We start from the raw sequence: 17776 nt of genomic DNA on the forward strand, positions 1-17776 counted from the left end.
CCGCCGTTCACGCAACGACCGGCAGCTCCGTCACCCAGACGCCGACATCCATGGTCGTGCCCGCAGGCCCCGTGATGGAGCCGGCAACCGGCGGCACCGACTCGGGCAGGCGCGCCACCGACACCGGAAAGTGCTCCGGGCCGCTGGCACGGCCCAGCGTCGGATCGAAACCACACCAGCCGCAGCCGACGACATAGACCTCGGCCCATGCGTGGGTCGCACCGAAGTGATCCGGTGACGGCGCAGCGTGCAGATAGCCACTGACGAATCGCGCGGCGTAGCCCCAACTCCGCGCCGCCTCGATGAAAAGATGAGCGAAATCGCGACAGGACCCGCTACCCGACTGCAGCGTCTCGGCGACGCTCTGCACACCCGGCTCGTCGCGCACCCGGTAATGCAACACCTGCTGGACCCGTTGGCAGAGCGCCTCGAGCGCCGCGTGGGATTGCGCCGAGGTGGCGGGGCGCGGGGTTGCGGGCAGCCATCCGGTCAGTTGCGAATCAACGACCACGCGCAGATACGGCGACAGCACGGCCTCGTCCACGGCCGTGTCGGAAAAGGTCGCGCTGCAGGGATCGGTCGTTGGCGGGGGGAACTGCTGCACGATCAGCTCGCTGAGAATCGCCAGCTTCGCCGAGCGCCCCGAGAACCGTGCCGTGGCGACCGAATTGCTCTCGGCATCCCGGTGCCATTGCAGCGTGGCCGGGGGATCGAGCTCCAGCGTCGATGCCTCGATGCGCAGATCGTGACCCTCGCGCGGCCGCAGGCGCAGCGTGTGCGGCCCCAGCTCAACCGGCGCCGCGAAGTTGTAGTAAGTGTTGTGAACGATCCGGTAACGTCGCATCTGCATCTCCATGGCAGACAACCCGCGCAGCTCACTGCGCAGCAGCGGCGGCATGTTGGCCTCGGGAAAAGGGCGTAGGATGCAGAGATCGACGTCACGACTCTCGTCGACCCCACTGCCGCAACGCCGACACTCCTCGACCTCGTCGACATCCCGTGCCGGTTGCGCCACAACACCCTTCGCTGATCGACGCGCGTCGCCGCCCAGCGTCACTCACGGCACCGACCTTCCTGCATGGCTTTCACGCCCTGCGAAGCGCGGCGCCGCCTATCCCGGACGGACACCATGACCGCGACACACACCCACACTACGCCTTCTGCGCGACGGCTGCCGTGCGCAGCACTGATGCTGCTGGCACTTTGCACGACCCCGCTCGCTGCCCAGGAGCCGCGACAGGTGCCCGACAACGCCAGCGCCAAGCGCTATGGCGACGGCTGGACCTGCAACGAAGGCTATCGCCCGAGCGGTAGCGGCTGCGCAGAAATCGAGGTGCCCGCCAACGCCTACGCCACAGGCTCGTCCTACGGCTCCGGCTGGGCCTGCAGCTACGGATACACCGAGAGCAACGGACAGTGCGCCGAAGTGCTCGTACCGGCGAATGCACACCTGACCTCGACGTCCGGCGACCGCTGGGCCTGCGACGACGGCTATCGTGTGCAAGACGGCGGCTGCGTCGCGATCGTCGTCCCGGCCAACGCCTACGCGGTGAACTCGCGATCCGGCACAGGCTGGAAGTGCGAGCGTGGCTACCGGGAAACCCAGGGCCGCTGTGTCGCGATTCGCGTTCCCGAGCATGGCTATCTGTCCGACTCACCCTCCTCAGGAGGCTGGGCCTGCGAACGCGGCTATCGCGCCGAGCGCAATGACTGTGTCGCCATCAACGTGCCGGACAACGCCCGTCTCAACGGCTCTTCCTACGGCAGCGGCTGGGACTGCAAGCGCGGCTTTCGCGAAGTCGATGACGCCTGTGAACCGCTGCAACTGCCCGAGAATGCGCACATCGATTACTCGGGCAACGACTGGGACTGCAATCGTCCGAACCGGAGGCAGCAGGATCGCTGTGTCCCGCGCTGAACGCCGGCGCCCGTGCTTTCCGCAGCTACACACCGCACGCCATGGCATTGACCGCAACGCTGCGCCACTTCGCCGTACAGCTTGCCGACATGGATCGCGGCGTGTTCGCAGACTTCGAGCTGCGCGTTGCGCAGCAACCGTCCGAAACGATCGAGTTCATGCTCGTGCGCGTACTCGCCTACAGCCTGGAGTACACGGACGGCATCACGCTGACCGAAGGTGTGGCCGCCACCGACGAACCTGCGGTACTCGTCCGCGATCTCACCGGGCGGGTCACGGCCTGGATCGAAGTGGGCGCGCCGGACGCAGAGCGCGTGCATCGCGGCAGCAAGCTCGCCGGACGCGCAGCGATCTACACCCATCGCGATCCCCGGCAGCTGCTCACGCAGTACGCCGGCCGCAAGATCCATCGCAGCGAGGATGTCCCCGTCTACTCGTTCGATCGCGAAGTGCTCAGGCAGGCCGCCGCGCGCCTGCAGCGCCGGTCGAAGCTCGCGCTGTCCGTCACCGAGCGCCAGCTCTACCTGGACATCGACGGTCACAGCCTGCAGACGGCCATCGAGGAATGCCGCACCGGCTGACCCGCCTCTCGAAGCACTCAGGCATCGGTCGTAGCCCTCTGTTTGCCGGCCTCCGTGGCCTCCCAGGCGGCGACGCCGATCTTCCGCGCCAGTCCAAACTTCTCCAGGGAATCCATCGTTGCCACCGTGCATACGCGGTTGCCGTTGACCTCGACGCGCGATGTATCCACGGCGTAGGCCTTCCAGCCGCGGCTCAGCCAGTTCATTGCGACGACCTGCGACTTGCTCAGCTTCTTGCCCACCGGACACCCCCGGGTTGTCGGCAACCGCTCCGCGTGCATCAGAAAGTTGCCACACTATGAACCACCATGATCGCACTTCCCCACGCCCACGGCGGTCCGCCGCTGCGCGCGCGTATGCGCGTCGCGCCGGAGGACTTCGTCGTCGACGAGCTGCAGGACATCACGCCGGACGGTGAGGGCGAACATGCCTGGCTGGTGGTACGCAAGCGCGGGGCGAATACCGACTGGGTGGCGCGCGAGCTGGCGCGCTTTGCCGGCGTGGCGCCGATGGACGTCGGCTACGCCGGCCTGAAGGACCGGCATGCGGTGACGACGCAGGCGTTCTCGGTCTACCTGCCCGGACGCGCGTCACCGGACTGGCAGCAGCTCGGCCTCGAAGGCGTCGACGTCGTCGCGCACAGCCGGCACGGCCGCAAGCTCAAGCGCGGCGCCCTGCGCGGCAACCGTTTCCGCATCACGCTGCGCGACGCCGCCGGCGACCGCGCGAGCGCCGCGGATGTCCTCGCCTCCATCGTCGCGCGCGGCGTCCCCAACTATTTCGGCGAGCAGCGCTTCGGCCTTGGCGGTGCCAACGTCGAACGGGCCGAGCGCATGTTCGCCGGCCAGCGCGTGGACCGGAAGCTGCGCTCGCTGCTGCTGTCGGCGGCCCGCTCGCAACTGTTCAACGCCGTGCTCGCCGAGCGCGTGCGACGGGCGTGCTGGGATCGTGGACTGGCCGGCGAGGTGTGGTCGCTGGCGGGGTCGCGCTCGTGGTTCGGTCCCGAGCCGTCGTCCGCCGTTCTCGACGCACGCCTGGCATCCGCAGACATCCACCCCAGCGGCCCGCTGTGGGGGCGCGGCGCACTGCCCTGCGCCGACGAGGCACGCGACCTGGAGGAAGCGGTCTGCGCCGCCTACGAGACACTGCGCACGGGACTGGAGCGCGCCGGCCTGGAGCAGGAGCGGCGCGCGCTGCGCCTGATGCCGCAGGCCCTGCGCTGGGACTGGCTGGAGGAAGACGCGCTGCGGCTGGAGTTCGAGCTGCCGCCGGGGGCCTACGCCACCGTCGTGCTGCGCGAAGTCGCGGACTGGACCGAGGCGAACGCCGCCGCGTAGTCGCAGCCGGTCAGTCGCTCCGATACCTCCCACAAGCGTTTCGCGATCGCGGGATCGCGCGCCGCGGCGCTCGGTTGCACGCGTGTCGGCCGGCCACGGAACTGCATGAAGCCGTCCGGGCCGAAGAAGTCCGCACCGCGCACCTCGTCCGCGCTCGCGGCGTGAATGATCGGCAGCGCGCCCTGCGCCGGGGCCTGGCCGAAACCGCGCATCGCGATCTGGAAGGCGACGCCTTCGAGCCAGTCGGTGAGGCTGCTGCGTCGCTCGCTCCGGCGTCCGTCGCCGATACCGGTGCGCGAAATACCGGGATGCGCCGCCACGCTGATCAGCGGCGCGCTGGCGGCCTCGCTGCGGCGCTGCAATTCGAGCGCGAAGATCAGGCAGGCCAGCTTGGTCTGCGCGTACGAGCGCGAGGACAGATAGTCGCGCTCGGCCTGCAGATCGTCGAAATCGATGCGGCCGCTGGACTGCACGATGCTGGACACGCTGACCACGCGCGGCGCGGGTGAGCGGAGCAGGCGCGGCAGCAGGCCGGCCGTGAGGGCGAAGTGGCCCAGATGGCTCACGCCGAACTTCAGCTCGAAGCCATCCCGGGTCGTGGCCCGCCGCAACGGCGGCAGCAGGCCCGCGTTGTTGACGAGCACATCGAGCGGGCCGTCGAATCCGGCCGCGAACGTCCGGATCGCCGCGAGGTCGCCTAGATCGAGCGCGCAAAAGTCGACCTCGGCACCGGTCTCGGCGCGCAGGCGCTGCACGGCCGCCTTGCCTCCTTCGACATTGCGGTCGGCGATGACCACGGCGTAGCCGTTCTGCGCCAGTCCGCGCGCGGTCTCGAACCCCAGCCCGCCCGCACCGCCCGTGATCAGTGCGCGCCTGCGCGCGGCGCCCGCTGCCTGCGGTCCCGTCCACTCGGCCATCGTCGATCGCTCCCCCGCAAAACCCTCAGTGGCGGATTCGCTGCCGCAGGTCCGCGACCGCACACGAAACGGTCGGCCCGGGAATCCGCGCGATGGCGGCAGTGATCTCACAGCCGAGTGCCGGCGTCCTCGTCCGAGCGCAGTACGCGTCGCGAGGGTCATCGCGGCGGTACCTTCGACTTGCCTGCCTTGTAGGTGGCGCGCGCGGTGCCGCGCTGCTGCGCGGCGCGCAGGATGCGCCGGAACTTCGGGCACTCCAGGTGGCTGGGCGCCGGGCACACGGCCGCATGTCTTAGTCCCTTGCTCAAGGCACGCAGGCGAAGGATCGTCCGGTCGAGTGCGTCGGCCCGGGCGGCGAGCGCCTTGCGGTCGATGCGCATGCGGCCGTCGCTGCCGAACATCGCCGCGATCTCGTCCAGCGAAAACCCTGCCGTGCGTCCCACGGCAATCAGGGCCAGCCGTTCGAGCACGTCGGCGTGGTACTGCCGACGCAGGCCGCGCCGGCCGATGGACGCGACCAGCCCCTTGTCCTCGTAATAGCGCAGCGTCGACGGGCGCACGCCGGACTGGCGGGACACGGCACCGATATCGAGTTCGGTCATGGGCTTGACTTCAAGTTGGCTTGAAGTGGCAACTTGCCCGCCCGATCAAGCGAACGCAAGTACAGGAGACGACGATGACCCCCTCGCAGAACCCGGACAGCGAACAGGCCGCGCTGTGGAACGGCACGGCCGGGCAGGCCTGGGTGGACCTGCAGGCGCTCATGGATGGCGTGCTGGCACCGTTCGAGAAGCTGCTGGTCGACGCGGCCGCGCGGGCCGGTGCGACGCGGGTGCTCGACGTCGGCTGTGGCACCGGCGGCACGACGCTGGCAATCGCCGGCGCACTCGGCCCGCAAGCCCGCTGCACCGGCATCGATCTCTCGGCGCCGATGATCTCCGCCGCCCGCGACCGGGCGAGCGCCCATGCCGCCGCGGCGGACTTCATCTGCGCGGACGCACAGACGCATGCCTTCGTGCCGGCGTCCTTCGACCGGATCGTCTCGCGCTTCGGCGTGATGTTCTTCGACGACCCGACGGCGGCCTTCAACACCCTGCGCCGCGCAGCCAGGCCGGGCGCCGGCCTGCATGTCATCGCCTGGCGCGATGCCGCCGAGAACCCGTTCATGACCGCCGCGGAGCGCGCCGCGGCGCCACTGCTGCCGGCGATCCCACCGCGACAGCCGGACGCGCCCGGCCAGTTCGCCTTCGCCGACCGCCGCCGCGTGCATCGCCTGCTCGACACCACCGGCTGGCAGGCCATCGACATCCAGCCGGTCGACCTTGCCTGCACGCTGCCCACGCACGAACTCGAACGCTACTTCACGCGGCTGGGTCCGCTGGGTCGCGTCCTGCACGAGGCCGACCCCGCACTGCGCGTGCGCATCGTCGACGTCGTCCGCGCTGCGTTCCAGCCTTACGTCGACGGCGAGACGGTGCGCTTCACCGCCGCGTGCTGGTCCGTGGTCGCGCAGGCGCCGGCGATGTGAGGGCGTCACACCGCGCTTGACCTCGAGTGCGCTCCAGCACGTTCAATGCGGTCGCCGGCCCGAACGGCACGACAGCAGGAGCAGACAGATGGACAGCGAACACTACCGGGCGCAGTTCCGCGGCATCTTCGATGCGCTCGCCAACGGCGACAGCCGCCCCTTCGTCGCCGCGATGGCGGACGATTTCACCTGGACGATGCGTGCGGCGGACTCGCCCTGGGGGCGCAGCTGGCGCGGCAAGCGGGCGGTACGCGAGGAGTTGTTCGCGCCGCTGTTCGCGCAGTTCGCGACGCCGTACCGCAACCACGCGCATCGTATTCTGGTGGACGGCGATACCGTGGTCGTCCTGTGCCGGGGCGATGTCGTGACCCGCGCCGGCCGGCCGTACTGCAACGAGTACTGTTTCGTGATCCGCATGCGAGGCGCGCAGATGATCGAACTGGTGGAGTACCTCGATACGGCACTGGTCCACGCGGTGCTGGCACCGCCGGTTCTCGCCGCATGAGCGGCGCACGCCAGCCGTCGTTCCGCATCGGCGAGCTGTCGGCGCGCTGCGGGCGCAGCGTGCACGCGATCCGCTGGTACGAGGCGCAGGGCCTGATTCCCGGCGTGCTGCGCGACACCGGCGGACGGCGCGTCTACAACACCCGCCACGTGGGCTGGCTGACGCTGATGGAACGCCTGCGCATCACCGGCATGAGCGTGGCGCAGATGCGGCACTACACGCAGCTCGTCGTGCAGGGGCGTTCGACGCTGGCGGAACGCAGGCGCATGCTGGCGGAGCATCGCCGGGCAGTCGAGGCGCGCATTGCCGACTACCGGCGCGCGCTCGCGCTGATCGATCGCAAGATCGGCTTCTACGAGGAGTGGATCGACAGCGGCCAGCGTCCTGACGACCCGATCGCACCCGACAAACCGCACTGAGCACATTTTTGGGTGGCGATGTCGAAACGACACACCGGCGCACGACTACTGCATGCCCGGCTCACAAGAGCCCCCTGACCGGAGATTCCCATGCCCAACACGATTCGCCTGCACCGCGTCCTGCGCACCACACCCGAGAAAGCCTGGCGCGCCTTCGTCGAGCCCGATGCGCTGGTCAAGTGGATGGCGCCACACGGCTTCACCGCCAAGGTCCATGAGCTCGATGCCAGGGTGGGCGGCCGCTACCGGATGTCGTTCAGCAACTTCACCACCGGACAGTCGCATGCCTTCGGCGGCACCTACCAGGAACTCGCACCCGGCGAGCGCCTGCGCTACACCGACCGCTTCGACGATCCGAACCTGCCCGGCGAGATCCAGATGACGGTCACCTTCAGGAAGGTGCTCGTCGGCACCGAGATCGAGATCGTGCAGGAAGGCGTGCCCGACATGATTCCGGCGGAAGCCTGCTATCTCGGCTGGCAGGAGTCGCTGAGCCTGCTGGCGCAGCTCGTCGAGCCGGACATCCAGCAGTGAACGCCGGCCGGTGGTGGCAGGCGACGCACGCCACCACCGGCCGGCTTTGCGCTACGCCGCGAGCGCCACGTCCACGGCCGGGAAATCGTTGACCGTGTCGATGAGATTGTTGGCGTAGTTGGTCAGCGTCATCGCCGCGACGTTGGCGACGACTTCCAGCAGATCGCTGTCCGTCAGCCCGTCGGCGCGGCTGCGCTCGCGCGTGGCGGCATCGATATGGCCACGCGAATCCACCAGCGCCTTCGCCAGCGCGGCCAGCGCCGCTTCGCGCGGGGTGGCGCCGCTGCCGGCGCGGGCCGCCTGCGTCTGCTCCGGCGTCAGGCCGGCATGCTTGCCGAGCAGGGTGTGGGCGCTCAGGCAGTAGCCGCAGCCGTTGGCCTGGGACGTAGCGAGTGCAACGATCTCGCGCTCCTTGGCCGTGAGCCGGCCGCCGCCGACCGCCTCGTTGATCTGCAGCAGACCGTTGAGCGCGGCCGGCGCCCGGGCCAGCGTGGCGTAGAGGTTGGGGATCATGCCGATCTTGGCCTTGACCGCCTGCAGCGTGGCGGCGGTGGCGGGATCGGCGGCCTGGGGGTCGAGCGGGGTGATGTGGGGCATTGCAGTCTCCTGTTGGAGGTGTGGGTTGGCGAGCGCCATCGTAGGGACCAGCATCGGACGCCAGTTGACCGATCGTCTTCATTTGTTTGCGCATCGTCCGCCATGACTGCCGACCCCCTCTCCCCGCTGCTGAGTCGCTTCAGCGCCCGCGCGCAGGTCTTCTACACCGGCAACCTGTGCGGCCAGGCCACGTTCGACGCCGACCAGGATGTCGGCTTCCTGCATCTGCTCAGGGACGGCCGCCTGCGCGTGCGCGACGACCGCGGACGACTGACCACGCTGTCGCAACCGACACTGGTGTTCTACTCGCGCCCCCTGACCCACAGCTTCGAAACCGATCCCGACGCAGGCGCCGACGTCGCCTGCGCCTCGGTCGCCTTCGACCACCCGGCGTTCAATCCGGTGATGCAGGCGCTGCCGGCGTACTTCCAGTGCGCGCTCGACGAACTGGACGACGCACGCGCCCTGCTCGACCTGCTGTTCGCCGAGGCCTTCGCACAGCGTCCGGCCCGCGACGAGGTGCTGAACCGGCTGTTCGAGCTGGTGCTGATCCAGCTCCTGCGCACGACGATCGCCCGGCGCGGCAACGACGTCGGCCTGCTGCGTGCGCTGGCGCATCCGCAGCTCGGCAGGGCCCTGCACGCGATGCACGCCCACCCCGATCAGGACTGGTCGCTGGCGTCGCTGGCGCGGGAGGCGGCGATGTCGCGCAGCAGCTTTGCCGAAACCTTCCGGCGCGAGGTCGGGCAGGCCCCGGGCGAATACCTGGCGCGCTGGCGCATCACCACGGCCCAGGCGCTCCTGCGTCGCGGCACACCGCTCAAGTGGGTCGGCGAACGCGTGGGCTACGCCAGCCAGGCGGGTTTTCTGCGCGCGTTCCGGCAGTTCGTCGGCGCCTCACCGACGCAGTGGCTGCGCGCCGGGGACGACGCGCACCGGGCGCAGGACGGCACGGCGGCGCGTGCGGGTCAGCGCGCGCCAGCGGCCATCAGCGTCCCTTGAACACCGCGTCGCGACGTTCGAGGAAGGACTGCACGCCTTCATGCGCGTCCTCGCTGTGCATCACCGCGCCCATGTCCTCGAAGACGCGCGCCGCGGCGGCGTGCTCGCCTTCGTGCAGGGCGATGCGCGAAGACTTGAGAATCGCACGCACGCCCAGCGGCGCCGCGGCCGCGAGCCGCCGTGCCATCTCGCGCGCCGCGGCGAGCTGCTCGCCCGGCTTGACCACCTGCTGCACCAGCCCGGTCCGGTACGCTTCCTCGGCGCTCCAGGCATCGCCGGTCAGCAGATAGCGCTGTGCGTTCGACCAGCCCATCTGCTGCGGCAAGCGCAGCGTGGCGCCACCACAGGGATAGATGCCGCGCTTGACCTCAAGCATCGCGAAGCGGGTGTCCTCGGCCGCCACGCGCACATCCGTGGTCAGCATGAATTCCACGCCCCAGGTGTAGCAGTAGCCCTGCGCGGCCATGACCACCGGCTTGCTGCAGCGCGGCCCGCTCAGGGCGAACGGGTCGATGCCGCCCTCCGGCACCGGAAAGCTGCCTTTCGCGAACAGCGGCGCCCACTTGTCCAGCTCCACGCCCGCGCTGAAGTGCTTGCCCTCCGCGTACACCAGCCCGACGCGAAGCTCCGGATCGCGATCGAGCCGCCCGAGGGCCAGCGCCAGGTCGCCGTACATCTCGGGCGACAGCGCGTTGAGCTTCTCCGGCCGGTTGACGCGGATCTCCAGCACCTGGCCGGCCACGCTCGATTCGATGTAGGACATGACGCCTTCCATGGGGAACGGACCGCGAGTGTACGGTGCCGGCGGGCCTCCGGACCGGCTGCCTGAGACCGCTGCCTCAGCCACCGGTCACGCCGCTCAGCACCCGTCCTGCCGCATACAGGCCGACTGCGAAGGCGGTGTGGTTGATTAGGCTGCGGATGCGCGCACCACGCGGGGCCGGGAGGCGCCGCGCTGCGAGCGCTACGAGCGCTGCGAGCCCAGCGACCATCGCCGGCTGCATCGCCGACATCGGCACCGCTACTGAACCCAACCCCGCGATCAGTGTCGGTCCGATCGTCGGCTCCTGAAGCAACGTCATCCCCCCAGTCAGTAGCAGCAACGCCGCGAAGGCAATGCCGGTCAGGTAGTGCGTCACCCAGCCGATCGCCAGTTCGCTGGGCATCGGCGGCGTCGCGGCGATCGCCGCATGGCGAAAGCGTCTGTGCGGCATGTGTCCGATCCATACAATGGACCGCCAAGGGTTATTCGGCGCGCGGCCTCCAACGCCGTTGCACCATCACAAGCGCTCGTCGAAACTGACCCCGCAATGCGCGCAGAAGTTGATGCTCCGCTTGTTGCCCCGACCGGGCTCTCCGAACGCCAGCCCCATGCTGCCTTGCGCCAGCTTGAAGCCACAGCGAGGGCACTTGATAAAGAGCGTGGCGTACAGCACTGCCCCCATGAAGAGCGCGAACGTGCCGAACGCGAACACCGGATTGAGACCCTGACCGATGCCGACGACTCCGATGCCGGCAAACACCAGCCACGTCGCGAAGACCGCCGCCATGCTGCGCCGGACCTGTCGTCTGAGCTGTTCACGGATGGTGGTCATGTCGTGTTTGTGTCGATGGAGCATTCTTTAGAGCTCCATCACGCGTCCATGGTCTCTTGGGTCAATGAGTATCAAACGGTCCCAATCGTGCTCGATCCTGATCATCTTCCGGAACAACTGTTGATCAGATTCACCAAGACCGTAGCCAATAAGATCGACAAGCACCAACCACCATGTCGGGTAACGCGTCCGGACGCTCAGAATCTTTGCCGTCTTCTCAGCGACGCAGATTTCAATGTTCCTCTTCATCTCCGCGAGGACCCAGCCACCGGCATCGTGATCAACGTAGCCAGCGAAAAGGAAGCCCCCGGGGCATGTTTCCGGACCAGCACGTACCTCAAGCTTGAACGTTCCTAGGCTGAACGTTCGTGTTTCCTCTTTGTCACCGGGGCGAAGCGCCTCTAGCTGTGCGGTAACCCATGGCCTTATATCCTTCCATCTTGGGATAGGTCTGCGAAACGAGAACGACACCCAGAACGCTCGCTCCTTGTTGGCAAGAGAGATCTTCTCAAGTAGCGAGCGCATTCCCATATGGAGCGGAATGGATGACTCCTCAAGGCTGCGAAACTGACCGGTTGAGGCCTCGTTCTGGTTTAGGCGGCGTACCTCCACAGCTACTGCATCGTCGGCCAGAAAATCTGGAGGTACATTCCCATCAGGCTCGTGGACCACACGCGCGAACCGCTTTCTCAGGAAGGCCTCCACAAGTCGCTCTGCTCCATCCATGCCACGGATAGTACGGCAGCTAACCTAACTGTCGTATGTCTCGATCGCCGTCGTCCGGGAATCGGAACAGCTCGGACTCACCGACTCATGCCCGTGCATCCGGGACAAGGTTTCTCAGACGCCAACCGGCTACCCCGAGGCATGCCGAGTACCGAAGCTCCCGCCCCCACCCCTGTGCCGTCCGCCTCCCTGGAGCTCCTTGTCCAGGCGCGAACCCATCGATCGACATTCTCGTCAGCGTGAAGAACCGAAATTGAAGTAGATCGGGTTCGACAGCGCGACCATGTTGCCGCCGACGGCGATGGACAGCGGCACTTGCGGATAGAGCGTCGGCGGGCCGGTGACTTCGACGCGGTAGTACTTGCGCTGCCCGACCGGCGGGGTGTCGGTGAACTGCACGCCGGACTGGCCCGGGAATATCGTCAGCGACATCAGCTCGTAGCCGTCGGTGACGACGCGCACCGTGTACGGCAGCAGCGCCGGCGCACTGCCGACCAGCTTCACCTGAAAGGTCACCGGCTCGCCGCTGGCCACAGCGTTGTCGCCCATCATCAGGTCGGGCGCACCATCGGCATCGAGGTCGGCGTGGAACTCGACGCGCGGCGCGGCCGGATTGGCGCTGACCGACACCCGACCGTTGTCCAGCGCGTCGACGACGGCCTGCGCGCTACGGTCAGCCGCGAACACCCAGGTCGTGGGTGTGCCGACGTTGTTGGCCGGCGCCTGATACGAGTTGCTCGACGGCGTCTCGCCCGGCTGCGGATAACCATGATGCGAGTCGCTGCCGCCGCGGCCGGTGAGATCGCGGCCCGACTTGAGCATGTCGTCCCAGATGACCAGCGCGGCCTCGTTGGTGCCGTTGGGCCAGATCGCCGACTGCCACACCTCGATCGAGCGCACGATGTCGTAGCTGAAGCCGAAGTGGTCCGAGGTGGCCGGATGGTTCGCGGACAGGTGGATGCCTTCGCGGCGCACGTGCTCGCCGATGCGCGTGTCGGCCTCGTCGCGCAGGTCATACAGCGTCTGGTGATCGTAGGGCCGCGCCGAGAAGGTGTTGCCGTGACCGCGCTGCGTGGTCCACTCGGCACCGTAGAGCATGATCAGCGGGCTGTTCAGGAAGTCCGGATCGGTCCAGGTGTGATGGGCGACATCGCCGTCGACGTGGTTGTCGTGATCGGTGAGAGCCAGGTAATCCATGCCGGCGGACTGCGCCAGCGCGGTGATCCGGGCGACCGGATTGAGGCTGGAGTCGTCGCTGTGCTCGGAGTGCACATGCAGGTCGCCCGCGAGCCATTCGCCGTCGGTGAGGCCGGGCGCCGGCGCGCTGCCCGGCCCTGCCGGCGGTTCGGTGCCGTCGCCGCACGCGAGCAGGCACACCGCCGTACCGCAGACCACGACCATCCGTGAAATCGCACGCTTCATCAGTACATTCCGTATCGACCGAACCGGTGATTGTCGACGACCGCTGTTACGGCGATGCGATGGACGCCGCCCACGCCTACTCGATCTGCAATTCCGCGGTGATGGCATCGCCGTCCGACAGGTTCTCCGCCTTGCGCACCTCGGCCTTCACCGCGAACAGGTAGGTCCCGGATTTGCGATCGGGGAATAGCGACGTCCGCCACTGAGTCTGGCCGATGCGCACGCTGACGCGGATCGAACCCCAGCCGCGCGCCGTGCTGCCGAAGCGCGAGCGGATCTGTGCGGACAGTTCCGGCGGCAGGTTGGCGAAATGCCAGGCCGCCGTTCCCTTGTAGCGCCGCAGTGTCGTGTGCACCGTGTAGTCGCGATCGCCGGCAAGCTCGTCCGCCGGCAGCAGCGGCAGCCAGCGTGGATCGGGCGAGGTCGGTTTTCGCGTCATTCGAGCAGCCTATCGCCAAACCATGGAACCCGGCACTCGTGCGGCCGGGCGGCGGCATCGATCCGGCGCGCGTGCCGCGGCCGCGGGGGATCGCGCAGAATGCCGGCATGCAAGGGCTTCAGCTTCCAGCCGATCACGTGGTGTCGCTGCACTTCTGCGCGGGGCAGGAGCAGTCGTGAAGGCGCGGCTAGGAACGGGCGGCCCGACGGAGGTGGCGGCAGCGCGACACGACGAGCAGCTCAGGCAGTTGCGACGCGACCTGGTCGAGCAGCTCTGGACCGGCATGCGCCTGATCGCCCTGATCGGGGTGCCGGTATCACTGTCACGCTACTTCATCACCGGATGGACCTCGGTCTATTCGGTGCACGTGGGCGTGGGGCTCTTCACCCTGATCGTGGCCGCCTGCCGCAGATGGCTGCCCTTCGATGTGCTGGCCATCGCCTTCCTGTGCCTGTTGTGGACCGTCGGACTGCCCGGGGTGGTCGCGTTCGGGCTCTCGGCGTCCAGCATCTGGTGGCTCGTGCTCAGCAGCTTCGTCGCGAGCACGCTGTACTCGGTGCGCGTGGGAGTCTACCTGGCCCTCGCCACGGGGCTGGTCATGGGCATCGTCGGCCTGGGCTTCATCACCGGCAGCCTGACTCCGCCGATGGACGTGAGCCGCTACCACGCCGAACCCACGGCGTGGATGACGCTGCTGCTGGTGACGGGTGCGTTCGCGTTCCTGTTGCTCAAGACCCTGGGCAGCCACCAGCGCGCGGTCTACCAGTTGCTGGGGAGGGTCCGCGTGCAGCGCGACGAGGTTCGCGACCTCTACGACCATGCGCCGTGCGGCTACCAGTCACTCGACGCGCAGGGACGCATCGTCAAGGTGAACCTCACGGCGCTGCGATGGCTCGGCTACACCGAAAAAGAGCTGCTGGGGCGCGCCTTCGCCGATGTGCTGACGGCCGAAAGCCAACTGCTGTTCTCGCCGGCGTTCTCCGATTTCGTCATGGGCGGCGACACCCTGGACCTCGAACTCGACCTGCGGCGCAAGGACGGCAGCAGCATCCCGGTGCTGCTGAGCGCATCGGCCTTGCGCGACAGCGATGGCCGGTTCCGGATGAGCCGAGCCACGATGTTCGACATCAGCGATCGCCGCCAGCTGGAGAACGAACTGCGCCGGCTGGCCCGCACCGACGCGCTGACCGGCCTGTCCAACCGGCATCACTTCTATGCCGAGGCCACGCGCGAGATCGCACGCGCGAGACGCCGGACGCTGCCGCTGAGCGTGCTGCTGCTGGATGCGGATCACTTCAAGCGGATCAACGACCGCCACGGTCACGCCGCCGGAGACCAGGTCCTGCAGGCGTTGTCCGGGACACTGCGCGAGGTACTGCGCGAAGTCGACCTGCCGGCAAGGCTGGGGGGCGAGGAATTCGCCGTCCTGCTGCCAGAGGTCGACATCGAGGACGCACTGGCCGTCGGCGAGCGCCTGAGAGATGCCATCGAGCAACAGCAACTCGTGCTCGAATCGGGCGCAACCGTGCGCTTCACCGTCTCGGTCGGCGTCAGCAGCCTCGGCGCGGCAGACCCGCACATTGACGAGCTACTGCGTCGCGCCGATACCGCGCTGTACGAAGCCAAACGTCAGGGGCGCAATCGCGTCATCGCGGAACATCCGCCATGACCCGGACCACCTGCGCGCGGCGATAGGGACCGTGAGCCGCGTCGTCCCGGCCGCGCGCGGCGGCGTTTCCCGGACTGCATCACCTCGTCGAGCGGTCCTCAGCGATCCCGCACCGGATAGACGAAGGCCCCGGCCTGCGTACCGGTCGCGGACTGCGCCGGGGGCGGCGGCAGCGGGGCGCCGCCGACGATGACGCGGCCGTGGGCGTCGACGTAGCTCAGCCACGAGACGGTCCTCTGCTTGCCGCGACCGGGCGCGCGGTAGTCGCAGACGCCGTCGCCGAACACCGCTTCGAGCTGCGCCCATTGGTCGTCGGTGAACGGCACCAGTCCGTAGTCATCGCTGCGGTCGAGCGGCTTGAGCACGCAGTCGAAGTTGTCGGCGGTGTCGGTATCGCCGGCCACGGTGCGCGGCGTGCCGTAGGCGTACAGCGGCTGCAGCAGGTCGATGCATTCCTGGCCGAGCAGTCGCTGGCCGTCCGCCAGCGCGCAACTGTCCTGCACGTCGCCCGGACGGTTCACCGAGAGCTTGTCGGCGAGCGGCAGGTCCGAGCCATCGGCCTCGACCGCGGCGAGCCAGCGATCCATCGCGTCCAGGCCGTCGTAGACGTAGGTGAGATCGCCGAGCAGCGGCACCGGGCCAGCCCACATCACGTGGTTGCGCGCGCTGCCGTGCTCGCGCTCGATGCGCCAGCGCACCCACCACGCGTGGACCGAGTCGTGCGCGATGCCCGGGTCCGGGCCGACGAAGTTGATGATGGCCACGGTGTCGAGATTGTTGGCCATGTTGATCATGCCGCTGCGGTAGGCATTGTCCACGGCGGGATGATCGGCGCGGATGCGCTCGGCAACCGGCTGGATGTCCACGTCCAGCCCGCCGACCTTCACGTTCAGGTCCACGAACATCGCCGGCGTGATCAGGCCGGCGCGCAGCGCATTGAGGCCGTACTGCACGCCGGTGTTGCCGAGCGGAATGCCGGTGAACCCGTAGCCGACCTGCTGCTCCGTGGCCTGCCAGACATCGGGCGTGCGCTGGCCGAAGATGTGCGGCGACCACTCGATGATGCCGCAGCGCTGGCCGGTGGGATTGTCCTGCGGGTGATAGCTGTCGTCGCCCACGCAGGTGCCGGTGACGGCGGTGGCCGCCTTGAACAGGCCCTCGTCCGCCACCACGGCGTTGACGTGCGTGAGATGGCCCTCCACCGGCCCCCAGGTGGCCGGATTCCACACCACGCCGGGCGCCCAGCGGGACGGGTCCTCGAAGTACAGGCGCATCAGGTGCAGGTCGAGGAACTGCAGGCCGGCGGACAGCGAATCCGGGTAGGCGCACATCGTCAGCAGGCCCTGGTACAGCCCCGGGTAGGCATTGGCGATAGTGGCCTGCGCGATCGAGCCGCCCGAGCAGCCGGTGCCGATGGTGTAGCGCAGCGGGCCGTACTGCTCCACGAAGCGCTCCTTGGCCATCATGATCGACTCGGCATTGAGCGCCACATCGCAGTTGTGGCCGGTGTTGGCCAGCGCCGTGGATATCACCGCGTAGCCCTTGCCCAGCGCGTAGACGTAGCTCGGCTCGATCAGCGGCACATCGCCGAAGGTGCCGGAGTAATCGTCCAGCGGCGCGTTTCCGGGCGTGTAGCGCGCACCGCAGTTGCCGCCGTGCGTGACCAGCATCTTGCCGTTCCACTGCGGCTGCGGTGCCCACGGTTCCCAGGGCGCATTCGGATTGAACAGCGTCAGGATCTTGTACTGGTCGCGGTCCTGGTAGCCCAGCTCCTGGCGCACGATGAAGGGCACCGTCTCGCCGGTCTGCGTGGTGGTCATCGCCACGTCGTCGGGCGGATTGGCCGGGTCGTAGGGCTGCAGCTCCACGCCCAGTTGCACCACCGGCGTCTCGCCGCCGAGCGCATCGCCCACGCCGTCCTGCAGCGGCGCCGTCGGGCGGTACAGGAAGGTGTACACCGGCGGCTGGTTGCAGGCCATGTCCACCGCGCCGTCCTGGCAGCGGATGCGCTTGATCTCGGGCCGCGAGAAGATCGGGCCTTCGTTGGGATAGTTGCGGATCGTGTGGGACGACGCGGCGCCACCGAGCCGGGCGCTCAGCATGTTCTCGCCCACGCGCAGGCCTTCCACCCGGCCCAGCACGCGACCGTTCGCACGCCTGGCGAATGCGGCGCTGATGTCCGCGCCGTTCAGGCTCACGCGCAGGTCCTGCACCGCGGCGCCGTCCGGGAGCCGCAACTCCACCAGCGCATCGCCGCCGCTGATCAGGTCAGACCGGTTGGACAGCACCTCGATGACCGGCGCGCCCTGCGCATCACCCTCCACCGGAAGTCCGTCCACTTGCTGGCTGCTGCCGCACGCCACCACGAACAGACCCGTGCACGCCAGCGCAAACACGCCAGCCATCCGCTTTGACATCGGCATCTTTCCTCGCACCTCGAATGTTGACGATCGGGCACTCCGGCCCGTTGCCACCGGCAGCCCCGCTCCCGGGGTCTGGACGCGCGAGTCGTTTCACCGCAGATCGCGCAGACGCGACTTTACGGACAAGTGCGACGCCGTGTCATCCCGCAGGGCGACTGTTCATG

General features: G+C 68.3%; 21 protein-coding genes. 9 read left to right on the forward strand and 12 right to left on the reverse strand.

The window, feature by feature from the left end; genetic code table 11:
- Positions 1–7: 7 nt before the first annotated feature.
- Positions 8–898, reverse strand: a complete 891-nt coding sequence (locus C8D93_RS05590) for a transglutaminase family protein (protein WP_211307215.1) — start codon at positions 896–898, stop codon at positions 8–10.
- Positions 899–1189: 291 nt separating this feature from the next.
- Between C8D93_RS05590 and C8D93_RS05595 the strand changes: the two genes are divergently transcribed.
- The gene (locus C8D93_RS05595; protein ID WP_110264167.1) at positions 1190–1918 is read left to right on the forward strand and encodes a hypothetical protein; all 729 of its coding nucleotides are present in this window, start codon (positions 1190–1192) and stop codon (positions 1916–1918) included.
- Positions 1919–1959: 41 nt separating this feature from the next.
- Complete coding sequence (locus C8D93_RS05600; protein WP_110264168.1) at positions 1960–2499, forward strand: YaeQ family protein; 540 nt, start codon at positions 1960–1962, stop codon at positions 2497–2499.
- Positions 2500–2516: 17 nt separating this feature from the next.
- On the opposite strand, the gene C8D93_RS05605 is transcribed toward C8D93_RS05600, so the two are convergent.
- Positions 2517–2741 (reverse strand): hypothetical protein, encoded by a 225-nt coding sequence (locus C8D93_RS05605; RefSeq protein ID WP_110264169.1) that lies wholly within the window; start codon positions 2739–2741, stop codon positions 2517–2519.
- 66 nt (positions 2742–2807) lie between these two features.
- Here C8D93_RS05605 and truD point away from each other — a divergent pair, with 66 nt between their 5' ends.
- A complete protein-coding gene (gene truD / locus C8D93_RS05610; RefSeq protein WP_110264170.1) occupies positions 2808–3836 on the forward strand; it encodes a tRNA pseudouridine(13) synthase TruD in 1029 nt (342 codons plus the stop codon).
- Here the strand turns inward: truD and C8D93_RS05615 are convergent.
- Together C8D93_RS05615 and C8D93_RS05620 are read right to left on the reverse strand one after the other, a co-directional pair.
- The gene (locus tag C8D93_RS05615) at positions 3776–4753 is read right to left on the reverse strand and encodes an oxidoreductase (protein WP_110264171.1); all 978 of its coding nucleotides are present in this window, start codon (positions 4751–4753) and stop codon (positions 3776–3778) included. The genes truD and C8D93_RS05615 overlap by 61 nt on opposite strands.
- Positions 4754–4911: 158 nt before the next feature.
- On the reverse strand, positions 4912–5355 hold the full coding sequence (locus tag C8D93_RS05620) for a helix-turn-helix domain-containing protein (protein ID WP_110264172.1): 444 nt from the start codon (positions 5353–5355) through the stop codon (positions 4912–4914).
- A gap of 74 nt (positions 5356–5429) precedes the next feature.
- Here C8D93_RS05620 and C8D93_RS05625 point away from each other — a divergent pair, with 74 nt between their 5' ends.
- From C8D93_RS05625 to C8D93_RS05640, 4 genes are all read left to right on the forward strand, one after another.
- The gene (locus tag C8D93_RS05625; RefSeq protein WP_110264173.1) at positions 5430–6281 is read left to right on the forward strand and encodes a class I SAM-dependent methyltransferase; all 852 of its coding nucleotides are present in this window, start codon (positions 5430–5432) and stop codon (positions 6279–6281) included.
- A gap of 88 nt (positions 6282–6369) precedes the next feature.
- A complete protein-coding gene (locus C8D93_RS05630; RefSeq protein ID WP_110264174.1) occupies positions 6370–6786 on the forward strand; it encodes a nuclear transport factor 2 family protein in 417 nt (138 codons plus the stop codon).
- Entirely contained in the window at positions 6783–7205 is a 423-nt protein-coding gene (locus C8D93_RS05635) for a MerR family transcriptional regulator (protein WP_110264175.1), read from the forward strand. Before C8D93_RS05630 ends, C8D93_RS05635 begins: the two co-directional genes overlap by 4 nt.
- A gap of 90 nt (positions 7206–7295) precedes the next feature.
- On the forward strand, positions 7296–7739 hold the full coding sequence (locus tag C8D93_RS05640) for an SRPBCC family protein (protein ID WP_110264176.1): 444 nt from the start codon (positions 7296–7298) through the stop codon (positions 7737–7739).
- A 51-nt stretch (positions 7740–7790) separates the two neighbouring features.
- Here the strand turns inward: C8D93_RS05640 and C8D93_RS05645 are convergent, their stop codons facing one another.
- Positions 7791–8336 (reverse strand): carboxymuconolactone decarboxylase family protein, encoded by a 546-nt coding sequence (locus C8D93_RS05645; protein WP_110264177.1) that lies wholly within the window; start codon positions 8334–8336, stop codon positions 7791–7793.
- Positions 8337–8438: 102 nt separating this feature from the next.
- Between C8D93_RS05645 and C8D93_RS05650 the strand changes: the two genes are divergently transcribed.
- Positions 8439–9338 (forward strand): AraC family transcriptional regulator, encoded by a 900-nt coding sequence (locus C8D93_RS05650; protein WP_110264178.1) that lies wholly within the window; start codon positions 8439–8441, stop codon positions 9336–9338.
- On the opposite strand, the gene C8D93_RS05655 is transcribed toward C8D93_RS05650, so the two are convergent.
- From C8D93_RS05655 to C8D93_RS05680, 6 genes are all read right to left on the reverse strand, one after another.
- Complete coding sequence (locus tag C8D93_RS05655; protein WP_110264366.1) at positions 9325–10101, reverse strand: crotonase/enoyl-CoA hydratase family protein; 777 nt, start codon at positions 10099–10101, stop codon at positions 9325–9327. The genes C8D93_RS05650 and C8D93_RS05655 overlap by 14 nt on opposite strands.
- Positions 10102–10177: 76 nt before the next feature.
- A complete protein-coding gene (locus tag C8D93_RS05660; protein WP_339374055.1) occupies positions 10178–10570 on the reverse strand; it encodes a DUF2938 family protein in 393 nt (130 codons plus the stop codon).
- A 48-nt stretch (positions 10571–10618) separates the two neighbouring features.
- Positions 10619–10933, reverse strand: a complete 315-nt coding sequence (locus C8D93_RS05665) for a hypothetical protein (protein ID WP_110264180.1) — start codon at positions 10931–10933, stop codon at positions 10619–10621.
- Positions 10934–10960: 27 nt separating this feature from the next.
- On the reverse strand, positions 10961–11638 hold the full coding sequence (locus C8D93_RS20360) for a hypothetical protein (RefSeq protein ID WP_146216519.1): 678 nt from the start codon (positions 11636–11638) through the stop codon (positions 10961–10963).
- Positions 11639–11893: 255 nt separating this feature from the next.
- Complete coding sequence (locus tag C8D93_RS05675) at positions 11894–13081, reverse strand: CehA/McbA family metallohydrolase (RefSeq protein WP_110264182.1); 1188 nt, start codon at positions 13079–13081, stop codon at positions 11894–11896.
- A 76-nt stretch (positions 13082–13157) separates the two neighbouring features.
- The gene (locus C8D93_RS05680; RefSeq protein WP_110264183.1) at positions 13158–13520 is read right to left on the reverse strand and encodes a DUF1905 domain-containing protein; all 363 of its coding nucleotides are present in this window, start codon (positions 13518–13520) and stop codon (positions 13158–13160) included.
- Between the two features lie 175 nt (positions 13521–13695).
- On the opposite strand from C8D93_RS05680, the gene C8D93_RS05685 reads away from it, so the two are divergent.
- Positions 13696–15189, forward strand: coding sequence for a GGDEF domain-containing protein (locus C8D93_RS05685; RefSeq protein WP_170123917.1), 1494 nt, complete (start codon positions 13696–13698; stop codon positions 15187–15189).
- A gap of 98 nt (positions 15190–15287) precedes the next feature.
- Here C8D93_RS05685 and C8D93_RS05690 read toward each other — a convergent pair whose 3' ends face one another.
- On the reverse strand, positions 15288–17606 hold the full coding sequence (locus C8D93_RS05690; protein WP_146216520.1) for a DUF6351 family protein: 2319 nt from the start codon (positions 17604–17606) through the stop codon (positions 15288–15290).
- Between the last annotated feature and the right edge of the window lie 170 nt (positions 17607–17776).

Source organism: Sinimarinibacterium flocculans, from assembly GCF_003201205.1.
Taxonomy (GTDB): domain Bacteria; phylum Pseudomonadota; class Gammaproteobacteria; order Nevskiales; family Nevskiaceae; genus Solimonas; species Solimonas flocculans.